The sequence below is a fragment of the Candidatus Woesearchaeota archaeon genome (genome assembly GCA_018302225.1).
GTDB lineage: Archaea > Nanobdellota > Nanobdellia > SCGC-AAA011-G17 > JAGVZY01 > JAGVZY01.
The window spans coordinates 1-12,782 of sequence record JAGVZY010000004.1; the positions used below are offsets into that span (position 1 = coordinate 1).

Below are 12,782 nucleotides of genomic sequence, written 5' to 3' on the forward strand. Positions count from 1 at the left end.
GGTTATTTAACTTATGATTCTAAAACTAAAAAAATAATTAAATCTAAAGATAATAAAGGTATTAAAGTATTAGTTTCATCTGATTTAAGTGGTTTCCGTGGGGTCTATCGTATCGGGAACGACTGGGTTGGTGCTAACGACGTTGATTTGGCTAACGCGAGCTCTAATGGTCGGGTACAAGTTTTTTACAACCCGAAGGGTCGTTAAGTTTTTTAGCTGATTGTTATAATAAATCTAAACTTTTTTAAACTTCTCGCCAAATCTTCTTATTTATGGCCTATGAACTTATTATTTGTGAAAAGCCAAGTGCTGCTCAAAAGATAGCACAAGCTCTAGCAGATACTAAACCCGATACTATAAAAAATAAAACTGTTTCTTATTTTGAATTAGAACACAAAGGAAAAAAAATAGTTATTGCCTGTGCAGCAGGACACCTTTTTAATTTAATGGAAGCAGAAAAAAATGGATGGAAATATCCTGTCTTTGAAATGAAATGGGAACCTTCATTCAAAGTTTCAAAAGCATCAGAATTCTCAAAAAAGTTCTATGACACTTTAGTTAAACTTTCAAAAGCTGCAACAGACTTTACAATTGCAACAGACTATGATGTTGAAGGAGAAGTTATAGGTTATAATATTTTAAATTTTATTTGTAAACAAAAAGATGGTAAAAGAATGAAATATTCTACCTTAACAAAAGATGAATTAATTGATTCTTATGAACACGCTGCAAAAACAATTAACTGGGGTTTAGCAAATGCGGGTGTTACAAGACATAAACTAGACTGGATGTATGGTATTAATTTGTCAAGAGCTTTAACTTTAGCAGTAAAAACAACAGGTTCTTTTAAAATACTCTCATCAGGTAGAGTTCAAGGACCTGCATTAAAAATACTTTATGATAGAGAAAGAGAAATTCAAGCTTTCAAACCAGTACCCTATTGGGAAATAGCATTAAACACCGCTTCTCCAAAAGAATTAGAAGCTTTGCATGACGAAGATAAATTCTGGGATGAAAAGAAGGCATCAAAAACTTATACAGATATAAAAAATGAAAAAATTGTAGTAGTACAAGATCTTAAAAAATCTTTGTCCAATCAACAACCACCAAATCCTTTTGATTTAACTTCTTTACAAATTGAAGCCTACAAAGTTTTCAAATATACTCCTTCAAGAACTTTACAAATAGCCCAAGAATTATATTTGGCAGGATTAATTTCATATCCAAGAACATCTTCACAACAATTACCTGAATCAATAGGTTACAAAAAAATATTGATTCAGTTATCAAAAACTAAAAACTACAAAGAATCTGCAGAATTTTTATTAAAAAAATCTACATTAAAACCTAACAATGGTAAAAAAACAGATCCCGCTCATCCAGCTATTTATCCAACAGGAGAGCATAGTAATATAGGTGATCAAAAATTAAAAGTTTACGATTTAATTGTAAAAAGATTCTTAGCAACATTTGCAGAACCTGCAGTAAGAGAAACTTCAACTATTAATTTGCTAGTTAAAAAAGAACCTTTTACAGCAAAAGGAACAAGAACTAAAGAACAAGGATGGTTTAGTTTATACAAACCTTATGTTTTATTAGAAGAAAAAGAAATGCCTGTTTTAAATAAAGGGGATAAACTAACTATTAAAAAATTATCTTTAGATAAAAAAGAAACTCAACCTCCAAAAAGATATACTGAAGCTTCTTTAGTTAAAGAATTAGAAAAAAGAAATTTAGGCACAAAAGCAACTAGAGCTTCAATTATAGAAAATCTTTATCAAAGAAATTATTTAGATGAAAAATCAATTAATGTTACCGAGTTAGGTTCAAAAACTGTAGAAGTTCTTGAAAAGTATTCCCCTTTAATTTTAGATGAAAAACTTACAAGACACTTTGAAAAAGAAATGGAAGCGATAGAAGAACACAAACTAAAACCTGAAACTGTCCTAGATGAAGCTAAAAAAACATTAATTAAAATCTTAGAACATTTCAAAAAGCATGAAAAGAAAATTGGAGAAGAACTTTTGGGTGCAACAGTTTCAACAAGAGAGAAAGCAACCAATATAGGTTTATGTCCTATCTGTAAAAAAGGAAAGTTATCAATAAGAAAAGGCAAATTTGGTTTATTTATTGCTTGTGATAGATATCCAGAATGTAAAACTACTTTTGGTTTGCCTAAAAACGCATTAACTAAACCAACAGAAAAATTATGTGAAACTTGTCATTATCCTATAGTCCAAATAATTAGAAAATCAAGGCAACCTCAAGAGTTATGTATTAATCCTAATTGTCTCTCTAAAAAAGTTCCAGAATTAAAAGCAGGCACAAAATGCCCTAAATGTGGAAGCCCATTACTGGTTAGAAAATCTTTCTATGGTTCATTTATTGGATGTTCTAATTATCCTAAATGCAGATACATGCAAAAGATGAAGAAAGAAGATAAAGATTAACTTAGTTTAACTTTCTAATCCCCCCATCATAAATCTCAAACAAGAACTCTCTTTCTTTCATTAAAGCTTTTCTAGGATCTTTTTGCAGTCTAATTTTAAAATCTACTTTATCATTCATTACTTTTTCGCCAACCGGTTTAAACTTTCCTGCAGTGATATCCTCATAAACTTGACTTGTTAACAACACAACACTACCCTTTCTTGCTATATCCCTAATATTAAACATATGCCATCTCAACTTAGCATCAATATTTTCATTTTCACGTATTTCTTGCCTATGAAAATAGGTTACTGTATCTATAACAATCAAATCAAATAATTTTTTAGAAGCAACTAGTTTATTTATTAATTCTATTTGCTTGTTAAAAGAATTTACTTTAATTAAACTTATTTTATCTAAAACTTCTTTAAATTTCTCACCTGCAATTTGTTCCAATCTTTTAACATTAAAACTATTTTCTGCATCTAAAAATAAAACTTTCTTACCTTCTAATATTGCAGAAATAGTAGCCATCAAACATAACGTTGTTTTTCCAGATCCACCGGGGCCATAAATTAGAGTTATACAATTCTCTTTATACCCCCCATTCAAAAATTCATCAAAATCTTTACTAAGTGTTTTAAGCATAACATCATAAGCCTTGAAATTTATATAAATCTATTCCTTAGCTTAAAAGCCGATTTTTACAAGAAAACCCCCTAACTTCACAGAAAACTTTATATATTGTATAAATTCTTTATTCTTACATTAACCCTGAGGTGGTCATGATGAATAAGAAAGGAGATATGTCCCTTACAACTGTAATAACAGGAATTATACTTTTAATAGTTTTATTAGTAGTAGTGTTTTTCTTTACAGGAACATTCAATACTATTGGAAAGAAATTAGGTTTTATTTCAGGTACACTTGGAGATGATTTATCTATTACTGTGCAAGCTTGTCAAAATTATTGTGAAACTGCAAAAAATTTGCCTAATCCATTAGAAAGAATAAAGAGTATGCCTTTTTGTACTAAACCATTTGCAATTGATAAAAACAATGATGGAAAAGTAGAAGAAGACGAATTAACAATTAAATGTACAGAACCTCCAATAAGTGCTAAATGTATGATTCCAGATATAAATGGAATAGAAAAAGAAGCAATATGTTAATTAAGAGTTCAAAAAAAGGAGAGTTATCCTTAGAAACAGTAATCATAGCAATAATTGCTTTAATTGTTTTGATTACAGTTATTTTAATTTTTAGTAAACAAATAAGTAATGCTGCTTCAAGTTTGTTTGGCGTTGCAGACCAAACAAATAGTACAATCTCAAATTTAAACATTGCAGAATCAATCAAAAAATGAAAGATGATATCTTCAAAAAGAGGCGATACAACAACCCTAGAATTTGTTCTTAGTTTTGTATTCATTCTAATCATTATTGCTCTTGTTGCTACATTTCTAATTGCCTATTTTAGCAAACCTTTATTCAAAGATGAAACTGTTTTGATTATGGATACAATCTCAACAGAATATGATAAATGTTCTAATTATCAGATTAGCAATTGTTTATGCTATGTTAATTATATGGATTTACCTCAGGAATATGTTATTGAACTCAGCCCTGGAAAAATTAAACTTTCTGATTCAGATGAAAAAGACATTATTAACTTAGAATTAGTAGTAGAAGAAAGAAAAGTTCAAAGTAAATACTTTGCAGGTTTATTATATAAGGCAGAGTTAGATCAATCTGAAGTTCCATTTACTTATACACTTAAAAAACTAGAAACTTCAAAAGATTTAATAAAAATAGAAGGTTTTAAAATTTCTAAAGAAGATAAAGAAAAATACTTAAAACTAGGACAACCAAATCAACCAAGTAGTTTCTTAATTCTAAAAACTAAAGAAAGTCCCATACTTATAACCTTTAAAGGTTTATCAAGTATTTCTAAAATAAGAGAACTAGAAAATATGTTTCCTTATTGTAATGAAAACAAATTAAATATTATAGTCTCAAAACCCCATCTTAACATAAACTCTTTAACTCTCATAAATTTTAATAATTTGGCAATACCGAATAGTATAGCGCCAATCTCCTCTTCTAAATCTTACAACAAATTCATACTCAATTCAGATTTGAATAGAGACAAAATTTATTCAGACAATATTAATTCAATTATTATCTTTGAAGTAAATTATGATGTCACAGAAGATTCAGTAGAAGCAAAATTCCTTCCAAATAGTATAAATTCAAAATTATTTGCAGACAATATCGCCTCAAAATTAAAAGAAAAAAACTCTAAATCTGAATTAGATAACGAAGCTACTCAATTTGAAGATTTAGAAATTACCGAAGGTATACCTGCAGAAGATTTAGTAAAGATTCCGATAGTAAAAGTAGTAATAAATGATTATATAAAAGAAAATACAAAGTTCAATTTTACTAATACTGATGAAATAAAAGGAATTCTTTACGAGATTAAGGGCGCATTAGATGCAACTCAATCAAATCAAGCCTTAGACAACACACAAAAAAGCTTAGAAATCAAGGGCTATGAGCTTGAAATTACTGGAACAAACAATTGGGTAGATATTTGGAATAAATTAAAGATAACTACAGAAGAGGGAAAATTAGATTTAATCTCAGTAAATCCATTTATGAAAGATGTTTCTCTAAAAGATGGTGTTTACAAATCTGGAACCCAAGATTTCATTCTAAACACAAACAAAATCATTCTACCGCTTATAGAAATAAAATATGTACAAATAGATCCAATAAACAAAAAGTTTAGACTATCAAATATAAATGAAAAAGTAAAGTTTGATGATGTTTTAAATATTATAAATATAAAAACTGAAGCCCAGAAAAAAGCATTCCAGATTTTAAATGATTTAAAAGAAGATGCACAGGGAAATCTAATAAGCGTAAAATCCAAGGGATTCTATTATTATGACTCTCAAGCAAAAATTCAAAAGCAATATTATCTAGAACCAAATAAAGAATACAAATACGATGAAACTTTATACACCCCTTTCAAATAAAAAAGGAACTGATTTAGTTTTTTATGAAACTGCAGAAATGATTTTTATAGTTATCGTTATAGTTATGATTTACTTTTCAATAAACAATGTTTTTTCAACAGAAAAATTAGCCAATCAAATAGCTTCAGAAGAAATTCCAAAATCAGCATTATTAGTAGATACTTTCAGAGATAACACTAAAGTAAATTATTACTATCCAAAAAAAATCAGAATAAAAAGTTCACTAGAAAATGATTTACTTCATCTTTATTTTTCAACAGGCAAGGAATCTAGAGCAGAACACATAATTATGCCTCCATTTATCAAGGAAATAAACCTTGAAAAACAAGCAGTTTCAATTGAAAAAGATTCAGGAGAAGTAAAAATAACATGAACAAAAAAGGTTCAGGTGGAACAGGAGGATTCAAAGGAGGGTATTATGTCTTTGCACTTTTTTTAATCACTATTGGATCTTTTTTAATCATACCTCAGATAAAATCTCTCCATATAGACAAAATTTATTTTGATGCTGACAAATCTTTAATATTAAATAGAGCAATACAATGTTTGTCTACAGAAGACTTAGGAGTAATAGACAAATCAAAATTTAATGATCTAGATACATGCTTTAAAGGATATAATCAGCTTTACATAACTATACACCTTTCAATTGAAGAGTATGAATCTTCAAAATATAATATAGTTTTAAAAAAAACAATAGGAAAAGAACACCCAACCGTTCTATCTTCACAAACTTATATTTTAATCACAGATGGAAAAGAAATAAATAAGGGGAGATTGACAATTGAATATCTCAAATAAAAAAGGACTTTATCCAAAAGATTCAGGAGATTTAGTATTTGCTTCAATATTACTAATATTCGGAGCAGTGCTAGTCTTTGTTCTTTCATCTACAGATATAACTAAAACAATAGAAAGTCCAATAGCTACTTTTCAAGAATACAGAGGATTAACAGAATTAAATTTCCAGGTTTCTCCGGATTTAGAACCAAGAATTGCCTTATTAAATTTTTTAAGAACTCCTGTAGAAAGTAAATCTATTGCTGATTTAATTATTGAAAATAACAAAGATAATTCAAAAATAATTAGAGAGAATGGAAAATTTGCCTTAAACTCAATAAGTGCTGGAAATGCAGGAATTTACATCTTGGGTGATTTAGTTGCAAGTAAGGGCCCAATAAAATATGACTCAGAATTAACTTATTATCTGCCAGGAAATAAAGGTTTAATACCTATTATTTTGAAATGGGGAGAAGATCCAGGAAAACAAGATTTTATCTTAATGGAGATGGCTAGAATATGAAAAAAGGAATGTTTATGACTTCAGGAATTATAGGGGCCTTAATAATATTTTTAGTAATTAGCATTTTCATTGCAGATAAAACAAATAAAACTTATCGTCTAGAAGAAAATACAACCTTGCTTACAGATATAAATAAAGTAGTCTGGGATACAGAGTATATTAGTTTATATTATGAAAAAGCTTTAGATATTTCTATTACTCAAGCAAAATCAGATTCAAATATTCTTACAACTAAAAATTGTGGTTCTATTAGTTATAATTCAGAAACAGTTTATTTGATAGCTAATAAAGAAAATCTTTGTAATATTGAAAAAGATAAACTAAAAAATTTATTTTTCAATAAAATTGTTGAAAACTTTAATTATTATAATCAAGAAATACAAAAAAATTCAGAATATAAATTAAAGAATGAAGATTTTTTATTAAGCATTCAAAATGAAGATATTACACTTAATTCTAAATCTGGAATAGAATTAGAAATTTCATCTTCAGAAAAGATATTAAAAAAAGAATACACTATAACCCATTCAAAACCCTTTAGTCTAACAATACATCTAGATTTTTTTGAAGAATATTCAACAACAATAAGTTCTCTAAAATTATTAATTTCTTGCCAACAGAAAAATGATAATATTCAAGAATGTGCAAAAACAAAAGACTATAGTTTTAAATTAACTCAAATAAATAAAGAAACATATAAACTAAAAGACACAAAAAATAACCTAGAATTATTTATTTCAATATAAACTTTTTATAGAGTATATTGGAGAATACATATCTATTTATACCCCAAAATCCTCAAAAATTTGAAATGTTTACTCTTGGTTTTGATGAACTTAAAAAGAGAATTATGGAAGAAAAAGGGCTTTCTTCTGATGAAATAGATTCTAAAGTTAAAGAAAGAATGGACAAACTATCTGGTTTGATTTCTAAAGAAGGTGCAATCCACATTATCGCAAATGAGCTTGGAATGAAACTTCTTAATCTTAATAAAAAGCGTGTAAAAATAAATCAATTATCGCCTGGGATGAGAGGTATTGAGCTTAGTGGTAAAGTGGTTAATTTCTATGGGATAAAAGAATTCAAAACAGAAAAACGTTCTGGAAAAGTTGCAAGTATGCTAATTGGAGATGAAACAGGAAAGACAAGAATTGTTATCTGGGAAGAAAAATTAATGCCCTTAATAGAAAACATAAAACAAGATGATATTATTAAAGTAACCAGTGGATATGTGCGTGAAAATAATGGTTATAAAGAAGTTCACTTAGGCGCAGATTCAAAAGTAGATATTAATCCAGAAGGAGAAGCAATAGATTTTGTAGCTTCATTAGGAGAATTTACAAGAAAGAAAATCTCAGAATTAAATGAGTCTGATAAAAGAATAAGCTTAATTGGAACCATAGTTCAAATATTCGAACCAAAATTCTATGAAGTTTGTCCAGAATGTGGAAAAAGAGTAAGACAAGACAATGGTATTTTCAAATGCCTAGAACATAATGAAGTTACTCCAATATTTAACCCAGTTATAACTGTTTTCTTAGATGATGGAACAGATGCTATACGAGTAGTTTGCTTTAGAGAACAAGCAGAAAAGATTTTAGGTATAGACTCAACAATAATGCAAAAAGTTCAAGAAAAAACAATAAGCTTTGATGAACTTAAAAAATCAATCTTAGGCTCACAAATGGTAATTAATGGAAAAGTAACTAAAAATGCAATGTTTAACAAATTAGAATTTATCGCCTCACAAATTGAAATGGCAGATCCAAAAGTTCTTGTAGAACAATTATTAGTTTAAAATCATTAGGTATATAAATTTTAAATTCTTTCAGTTTATAATGAGATGGAAAACACACTTAGCCTTTGCATTATTATGTGGATTATTCCTATTTAAATTCTTCAAAATTCCAGTTTACTTATTTTTCCCTCTTGTTTTATTTGGTGCTTTACTTCCAGATTTAGACACTCCTCAAAGCAAGATAGGAAAAAAAGTCCCCCTTATTTCAAAACTAGCAAATTTTCTTTTAGGGCACAGAGGTATATTTCACTCAGTGTTATTCTTAGCCTTACTTTACTTTGCCTTTTCTTTTTTAATTGGAAAATGGTACGCTTTAGCTCTAGCCTTAGGATATTTAAGCCACTTAGTTATAGACGGGTTTACAATTGCAGGTATTAATTATTTAAACCCAATAGCAAAGCTTCATGTTTCAGGATTTATAGAAACCGGAACATTCTCAGAAACAATTTTATTATTTATTTTAATAGGCCTAGATATAATTAAGATATACGGCTTAATAATCTAATTCGACATTATGACATAGTTGACATCTATGCGTGAGCCTTATAAAGAAGTAAGTACTTACTTTGTTTAAGCCATGAGGTTCGCCCTTAGCCCAAGGGTTTAACCTTATAGTTTAGTACAACTTAAATCTTTGATTATTAAAATCAGAGATTTTAATGAAATAAAATCCGAAAGGAAGGTGGAAATATGACAAAACCAATAAAAAAATTTAGAGCAGGAAACATAGAAGCAGTTCTATGGTTCAATGAGAAAATAATAGAAGGAAACAAAGTAGGTTTCAAGACAGCATCTTTAAGAAGATTCTGGAAAGATAAAGACAAAGATATCTGGCGTGATGAAGTTGTTAATTTAAGAAAACAAGACATCACAAAAGCAATAATAGTTCTACAAAAAATGCAAGACGAACTTTTTCTAAATGATGAAAAAGGTGAAGAAGATGAAGAAAAGTGAAACTGAAGAAGAAGTTTTAGATATAGACTCATTACCCGGTGTAGGAGAAGCAACAGCAGAAAAATTAAAAGAATCTGGTTTTGATAATTTTTTAAGTATTTCAGTTGCAAGCCCGGCAGATTTAGCCGAGGCTGCTGGAGTTACAGAAGCTGCAGCAAGAAAAATAATTTATGCTGCACGTGAAAAGTTTGATGTTGGTTTCCAATCAGGTGATGATTTGTTAAGAAAGCGTGATAATGTTATTAGAATTACTACAGGTGCAAAAGCACTAGATAATTTATTTGGTGGTGGAGTAGAAACAGGGGGTATTACTGAATGTTATGGTGAATATGGTTCTGGAAAATCTAGCTTAGCACATGAACTTGCAGTTACAGTTCAATTATCAAGAGAAAAAGGTGGTGCAGAAGGCATGGCTGTTTGGATTGATACAGAAGGAACTCTTAGACCAGAAAGAATGAAACAAATTGCAACAGCTTTAGGAATGGATGTTGATGCTGTTCTAAAAAATTTTAGAGGTGTTCGTGCTTTCAATTCAGATCATCAAATGTTATTAGTAGACAAAATAGAATCTCTAATTAAAAAAGATAAACTTCCAATAAAATTAGTAATTGTAGATTCTTTAATGGGACATTTCAGGTCAGAGTTTATTGGAAGAGGCACTTTAGCAGACAGGCAACAAAAAATAAACAAACACTTGCACGCATTACTAAAACTTTCACAAACATATAATTTAGCAGTATATGTTACTAATCAAGTAATGTCTAGGCCAGATGTTTTCTTTGGTGACCCAACAGCAGCTATAGGGGGACACATAGTCGCGCATATGAGTACTGTTAGAGTCTACTTAAGAAAAGGAAAAAAAGGAACAAGAGTTGCAAGAATGATAGATGCACCACATTTACCAGATACAGAAGCAATTTTTAACATTACAACAGATGGACTTAAGGATGTAGAATAAGTCCTTTTTTATTTTTTTAAAAAGCCTTATAAATTAAACAGACTTAAATTAAATATATGCAAGAAGAAAAGTTATTAGATATAGGAGATTTAAAATTATTCTGTGAAGATACACTTTTAACAGATAAAATTCCCCACCAAAGTATAGATTTAATAATTACTTCTCCACCTTATAATGTAGATATAAAATATAATTCTCACAATGATAAGATTACTTATAAAAAATATCTTGAATTTAGTTCTAAATGGTTAGCTCGTTGTTTTGAATGGCTAAAAGAAGACGGAAGACTTTGTCTTAATATTCCCCTAGATAAAAATAAGGGTGGCCAACAAAGTGTTGGAGCAGATTTAACAACTCTTGCGAAAAAAATTGGATTTAAATATCATTCAACTATAGTTTGGAATGAAGGGAATATTTCAAGAAGAACAGCTTGGGGATCTTGGCTTAGTGCTTCTGCACCTTATGTTATTGCTCCTGTAGAATTAATAGTTATTTTATATAAAAAAGAATGGAAAAAAATTATTAAAAAACAATCAGATATCTCAAAAGAAGAATTCATAAATTGGACAAATGGTTTATGGACATTTAATGGCCAAAATAAAAAAAAGGCAAATGGCCACCCCGCGCCATTTCCAATTGAATTACCAAAAAGATGCATAAAATTATTCAGTTATGTAGGCGATACAGTTTTAGATCCTTTTATGGGAAGTGGTTCAACAATGATTGCAGCATTACTAAATAATCGAAAAGCTATAGGCCTAGAAATAGATAAAGAATATTATTCTTTAGCCAAAAAAAGAATAATAGAAGAAACAAAAATTTTAGATAAAAAACTATTACCCTCACTATTAATTAGGTAAATAAAATGATTAAAAAAATAAAAAGTTTATCTCAATCAGATTTAATTATGGAATATTTTAAGAAAAATCCTAAACGTGAAATAAAACATCCAGAGATTGTAGACTGGGCAGTTGCAGAATTAAAAAAGCAGACAGGAGAAATTTTTAGAGATCCTGATAGAGCAATAAGAAAACTCTCTCAACAAGGCCAGTTAATAAAGATTTCAAAAGGTGTTTATAAATATGACCCTGATTTTATTATACATCGAGAGCTTGAGGACTTTACTCCAATTCAAAAAGAAGAAATTTTCAAAAGAGATAAATATAAATGTGTCATTTGTGGAAAAGGTAGAGCTGAAGGAGTAGAAATTCATGCAGATCATATTAAACCCAAAGAACTTGGTGGAAAAGCAGAAATTGAAAATGGCCAAACTTTATGTGCTCAACATAATTTTCAGAAGAAATACTATAAACAAACTGAAACTGGAAAAAGAATGTTTTTTCGACTCTATGAACTCGCAAAGAAAAACAATGATAAAGAATTAATATCTTTTTGCGAAGATATTCTAAAACTTTATGATAAACACAAAATTAATGGACACATTATTTGGAAGAACTAATTTCTTATTTTAATAGAAAACTATATATCTTAGTTCGTATTTATATTAAAAATAGTAAGCTGGTTAGGACATTTCGGTTGTCCTGAAAAGGATGTGTTCATACAAGCCTCTGTCAGATATCAACCATTAATGCAGTGCCTGGACTATAACTCACTGTACGAAACCTGTATCTGTTAAGCTTCTCTGTGACGCGAATGAGATAACCTTTAAAACACATTTATAGGTTAAGTTTCGATCAAAGCAGTGTTTGAGGAACTCAGTCACCGAGTCCAGAAATTAGCTTACTAATTTATTTTGTAAAATGGTAAAAAGAAAAAAAATTGCAGGAAGATCACCAAGTAACAAAAGCAAAGAGTCAAAAGTTAAGAAATTAATTAGACTTGCAAAGTTAAGGATCAAGAAACATAAAAGGAAATTCTCTCAAAAGTTTAGAGCTAGTAAGAAAAAATCAGTTAAAAGATCCTCTAAATCTAAAAAGAAAAAGCGATAAGGTCTTTTTTAGTATAATCAAACTTTTTGTTTATCATGCCCCCACCAGGATTTGAACCTGGGTCTCAACCTCCGCGGGGTTGCATTCTATCCAAACTATACTATAGGGGCTTTAAATTAAGTTTATAGTATTTCAAAAGATTTATAAAGGTTCTTTAAATTTGGGATTAGCATGACAGATTTAATATGTAATTCATGTAAAGTTCCTATAGCAAATCAAAGGGGCGTAGTTAAGTTCAAATGTCCTAATTGTGGGGATTTTGTTATAATTAGATGTAAGCATTGCAGAGAACTAGGCTCAAAATATCTCTGTCAAAAATGTGGTTTCTCAGGACCTAATTAGGAAAT

At 29.1% G+C, this 12,782-nt stretch carries 18 protein-coding genes and 1 tRNA gene; 17 read left to right on the plus strand and 2 right to left on the minus strand.

The features are described 5' to 3' along the window. A partial coding sequence (locus J4403_00360; protein ID MBS3166643.1) for a hypothetical protein occupies positions 1-207 on the plus strand: 207 nt, incomplete at its 5' end. A 65-nt stretch (positions 208-272) separates the two neighbouring features. Further along, the gene (gene topA, locus J4403_00365) at positions 273-2,450 is read left to right on the plus strand and encodes a DNA topoisomerase I (protein MBS3166644.1); all 2,178 of its coding nucleotides are present in this window, start codon (positions 273-275) and stop codon (positions 2,448-2,450) included. Position 2,451: 1 nt separating this feature from the next. On the opposite strand, the gene J4403_00370 is transcribed toward topA, so the two are convergent. Then, entirely contained in the window at positions 2,452-3,078 is a 627-nt protein-coding gene (locus J4403_00370) for an AAA family ATPase (GenBank protein ID MBS3166645.1), read from the minus strand. A 140-nt stretch (positions 3,079-3,218) separates the two neighbouring features. On the opposite strand from J4403_00370, the gene J4403_00375 reads away from it, so the two are divergent. The 14 genes from J4403_00375 (at position 3,219) to J4403_00440 (ending at position 12,435) form a co-directional block, all read left to right on the plus strand. Next, a complete protein-coding gene (locus tag J4403_00375; protein MBS3166646.1) occupies positions 3,219-3,602 on the plus strand; it encodes a hypothetical protein in 384 nt (127 codons plus the stop codon). Then, a complete protein-coding gene (locus tag J4403_00380; protein MBS3166647.1) occupies positions 3,596-3,796 on the plus strand; it encodes a hypothetical protein in 201 nt (66 codons plus the stop codon). Before J4403_00375 ends, J4403_00380 begins: the two co-directional genes overlap by 7 nt. A gap of 3 nt (positions 3,797-3,799) precedes the next feature. Beyond that, complete coding sequence (locus tag J4403_00385) at positions 3,800-5,473, plus strand: hypothetical protein (GenBank protein ID MBS3166648.1); 1,674 nt, start codon at positions 3,800-3,802, stop codon at positions 5,471-5,473. Further along, entirely contained in the window at positions 5,445-5,846 is a 402-nt protein-coding gene (locus J4403_00390) for a hypothetical protein (protein MBS3166649.1), read from the plus strand. Before J4403_00385 ends, J4403_00390 begins: the two co-directional genes overlap by 29 nt. Beyond that, entirely contained in the window at positions 5,843-6,274 is a 432-nt protein-coding gene (locus tag J4403_00395; GenBank protein MBS3166650.1) for a hypothetical protein, read from the plus strand. Before J4403_00390 ends, J4403_00395 begins: the two co-directional genes overlap by 4 nt. After that, on the plus strand, positions 6,258-6,776 hold the full coding sequence (locus tag J4403_00400) for a hypothetical protein (protein ID MBS3166651.1): 519 nt from the start codon (positions 6,258-6,260) through the stop codon (positions 6,774-6,776). Before J4403_00395 ends, J4403_00400 begins: the two co-directional genes overlap by 17 nt. Then, on the plus strand, positions 6,773-7,522 hold the full coding sequence (locus J4403_00405; GenBank protein ID MBS3166652.1) for a hypothetical protein: 750 nt from the start codon (positions 6,773-6,775) through the stop codon (positions 7,520-7,522). Before J4403_00400 ends, J4403_00405 begins: the two co-directional genes overlap by 4 nt. A gap of 17 nt (positions 7,523-7,539) precedes the next feature. Next, entirely contained in the window at positions 7,540-8,574 is a 1,035-nt protein-coding gene (locus J4403_00410; GenBank protein ID MBS3166653.1) for a hypothetical protein, read from the plus strand. 40 nt (positions 8,575-8,614) lie between these two features. Beyond that, positions 8,615-9,079 (plus strand): metal-dependent hydrolase, encoded by a 465-nt coding sequence (locus J4403_00415; protein MBS3166654.1) that lies wholly within the window; start codon positions 8,615-8,617, stop codon positions 9,077-9,079. A 185-nt stretch (positions 9,080-9,264) separates the two neighbouring features. Beyond that, entirely contained in the window at positions 9,265-9,528 is a 264-nt protein-coding gene (locus J4403_00420; GenBank protein MBS3166655.1) for a hypothetical protein, read from the plus strand. Beyond that, a complete protein-coding gene (gene radA / locus J4403_00425) occupies positions 9,494-10,486 on the plus strand; it encodes a DNA repair and recombination protein RadA (GenBank protein MBS3166656.1) in 993 nt (330 codons plus the stop codon). The genes J4403_00420 and radA overlap by 35 nt, the downstream gene beginning before the upstream one ends. Positions 10,487-10,542: 56 nt before the next feature. Then, on the plus strand, positions 10,543-11,346 hold the full coding sequence (locus J4403_00430) for a site-specific DNA-methyltransferase (protein MBS3166657.1): 804 nt from the start codon (positions 10,543-10,545) through the stop codon (positions 11,344-11,346). Positions 11,347-11,351: 5 nt separating this feature from the next. Then, positions 11,352-11,945: an HNH endonuclease gene (locus tag J4403_00435; protein MBS3166658.1), complete on the plus strand. Its 594-nt coding sequence runs from the start codon at positions 11,352-11,354 to the stop codon at positions 11,943-11,945. A 301-nt stretch (positions 11,946-12,246) separates the two neighbouring features. After that, on the plus strand, positions 12,247-12,435 hold the full coding sequence (locus J4403_00440; GenBank protein MBS3166659.1) for a hypothetical protein: 189 nt from the start codon (positions 12,247-12,249) through the stop codon (positions 12,433-12,435). A 36-nt stretch (positions 12,436-12,471) separates the two neighbouring features. Here the strand turns inward: J4403_00440 and J4403_00445 are convergent. Further along, positions 12,472-12,545, minus strand: a tRNA-Arg gene (locus J4403_00445). Positions 12,546-12,606: 61 nt separating this feature from the next. On the opposite strand from J4403_00445, the gene J4403_00450 reads away from it, so the two are divergent. Next, positions 12,607-12,777, plus strand: coding sequence for a DUF1610 domain-containing protein (locus J4403_00450; GenBank protein MBS3166660.1), 171 nt, complete (start codon positions 12,607-12,609; stop codon positions 12,775-12,777). Positions 12,778-12,782 lie beyond the last annotated feature (5 nt).

Bases quoted from the DNA above. Each gene is read 5' to 3' on its own strand.
- J4403_00375 (MBS3166646.1), top strand. From the start codon at position 3,219: ATGAATAAGAAAGGAGATATGTCCCTTACAACTGTAATAACAGGAATT.
- J4403_00435 (MBS3166658.1), top strand. From the start codon at position 11,352: ATGATTAAAAAAATAAAAAGTTTATCTCAATCAGATTTAATTATGGAA.
- radA (MBS3166656.1), top strand. From the start codon at position 9,494: ATGATGAAAAAGGTGAAGAAGATGAAGAAAAGTGAAACTGAAGAAGAA.
- J4403_00385 (MBS3166648.1), top strand. From the start codon at position 3,800: ATGATATCTTCAAAAAGAGGCGATACAACAACCCTAGAATTTGTTCTT.
- J4403_00390 (MBS3166649.1), top strand. From the start codon at position 5,445: ATGAAACTTTATACACCCCTTTCAAATAAAAAAGGAACTGATTTAGTT.
- J4403_00430 (MBS3166657.1), top strand. From the start codon at position 10,543: ATGCAAGAAGAAAAGTTATTAGATATAGGAGATTTAAAATTATTCTGT.
- J4403_00450 (MBS3166660.1), top strand. From the start codon at position 12,607: ATGACAGATTTAATATGTAATTCATGTAAAGTTCCTATAGCAAATCAA.
- J4403_00370 (MBS3166645.1), bottom strand. From the start codon at position 3,078: ATGCTTAAAACACTTAGTAAAGATTTTGATGAATTTTTGAATGGGGGG.
- topA (MBS3166644.1), top strand. From the start codon at position 273: ATGGCCTATGAACTTATTATTTGTGAAAAGCCAAGTGCTGCTCAAAAG.
- J4403_00440 (MBS3166659.1), top strand. From the start codon at position 12,247: ATGGTAAAAAGAAAAAAAATTGCAGGAAGATCACCAAGTAACAAAAGC.
- J4403_00395 (MBS3166650.1), top strand. From the start codon at position 5,843: ATGAACAAAAAAGGTTCAGGTGGAACAGGAGGATTCAAAGGAGGGTAT.
- J4403_00405 (MBS3166652.1), top strand. From the start codon at position 6,773: ATGAAAAAAGGAATGTTTATGACTTCAGGAATTATAGGGGCCTTAATA.
- J4403_00420 (MBS3166655.1), top strand. From the start codon at position 9,265: ATGACAAAACCAATAAAAAAATTTAGAGCAGGAAACATAGAAGCAGTT.
- J4403_00415 (MBS3166654.1), top strand. From the start codon at position 8,615: ATGAGATGGAAAACACACTTAGCCTTTGCATTATTATGTGGATTATTC.
- J4403_00380 (MBS3166647.1), top strand. From the start codon at position 3,596: ATGTTAATTAAGAGTTCAAAAAAAGGAGAGTTATCCTTAGAAACAGTA.